Source organism: Streptomyces apricus, from assembly GCF_008369065.1.
Classification (GTDB): Bacteria; Actinomycetota; Actinomycetes; order Streptomycetales; family Streptomycetaceae; genus Streptomyces; species Streptomyces apricus.
Genome location: NZ_VDFC01000206.1, coordinates 1 through 1430 on the forward strand (window position 1 = coordinate 1; position 1430 = coordinate 1430).

The 1430-nt window shown below is 76.3% G+C and carries 2 protein-coding genes; one reads left to right on the top strand and one right to left on the bottom strand.

Translation table 11 applies throughout. The annotated features are described in order from the left end of the window. Nucleotides 1-286, bottom strand: a 286-nt coding sequence (locus FGF04_RS39210; protein WP_149516163.1) for a GNAT family N-acetyltransferase, incomplete at its 3' end; no start/stop codon positions are given. A gap of 108 nt (nt 287-394) precedes the next feature. On the opposite strand from FGF04_RS39210, the gene FGF04_RS39215 reads away from it, so the two are divergent. After that, a complete protein-coding gene (locus FGF04_RS39215; protein WP_149516164.1) occupies nt 395-1294 on the top strand; it encodes a TIGR01777 family oxidoreductase in 900 nt (299 codons plus the stop codon). Nucleotides 1295-1430 lie beyond the last annotated feature (136 nt).

A 1430-nucleotide genomic window follows, 5' to 3' on the forward strand; every position in this document is an offset into this window, starting at 1 on the left:
CCCCCCGGCCGCGGGCCTCCCCGGCGACGGCGAGGCCCTGGATCTGCCGTACGTGCGCGTTGGCGGCGAGCGGGGTCGGGAACCCGAGCCGCACGTAGCCGACGACCTGCCCGTCCAGCTCGGCGACCAGGTGGTCGGAGGGCCCGGAGCGCTCGGTGAAGAACGGCTCGTACGGCGGCCGGGCCGGCGGGKGCACCGCGTGCCGGTAGGACCAGACGGCGCGGTCGAGGAGCCCCAGCGCCTCTTCGTCGCCGGGCACTGCGGTGCGTACGTACGGCTCGGGCATGGGATCACTCTAGATCCGCGGGCCCGGGGACCGCTCCCGGCTCCGGAGGCGGTGCCGGAGCCGGTGCCGGGGGCGGTGTCCGGGCCGGGACTGGAGCAGGATGGGGGCATGGAAGCTTCGCGAATCGCCGTGGCCGGCGCGTCCGGTCTGATCGGTACGGCTCTGGTGCGCTCACTGACCGCGGACGGGCACGAGGTGGTGCGGCTGGTACGCCGCACGCCCCGCGCGGACGACGAGGTCGAGTGGGACCCCGCACGGCAGTACGTGGACGCGGGAGGCCTCATCGGCTGCGACGCCGTGGTGAACCTCGCCGGCGCGGGCATCGCCGACCACCGCTGGACGGACGAGTACAAGCGGACGATCCGCGACAGCCGGGTGCTCGGCACGACCACGCTCGCGGAGGCCGTCGCCGCCCTCGACCGGCCGCCCCGGGTCTTCCTCAACGGCAGCGCCGTGGGCTTCTACGGGGACACGGGCGAGCGGGCCGTGGACGAGAGCGCGCCGCCCGGGGGCGGGTTCCTGCCCTCGGTGTGCGTGGAGTGGGAGGAGGCGGCGGCGCCCGCGCAGGAGGCGGGCGTGCGGACCGTCCTCGCGCGCACCGGGCTCGTGGTGGCCGCGAAGGGCGGCGCCTGGGGCCGGCTCTTCCCGCTGTTCAAGGCGGGGCTCGGCGGACGGATGGGCGACGGCCGGCAGTACTGGAGCTACATCTCCCTGCACGACCACGTGGCGGCGCTGCGCCACCTCATCGACTCCGAGTCGCTGTCCGGGCCCTTCAACCTGACGGCCCCGGAGCCGCTCACCAACGCCGAGATCACGGCCGCCATGGGGCGCGTCCTGCACCGGCCCACCCTCTTCGCGGTGCCCGCGCCCGTGCTGCGGGCCGTGCTCGGCGAGACGGCCCAGGAGGTGCTGGGCAGCCAGCGCGTGCTGCCCACCCGGCTGCTGGAGTCGGGCTTCACCTTCGCGTTCCCGGGCATCGAGGAAACCCTCCGGGCGGCCAGCGCGTAGGCGCTCCGGCGGAAGGCGTGCGCGGCCGAAAAGGTGCGGGCCGGGAGGCCCCGGCCCGGACACGGGCGACGGTCCGGGCGGGGCCGGCCAACGGCTTCCGCCACCCCCACCGCCCCGGCGCGCACCGGGGCGGTGG

Coding starts and splice junctions, on each gene's coding strand:
- FGF04_RS39215 (WP_149516164.1), top strand. CDS start 395: ATGGAAGCTTCGCGAATCGCCGTGGCCGGCGCGTCCGGTCTGATCGGT.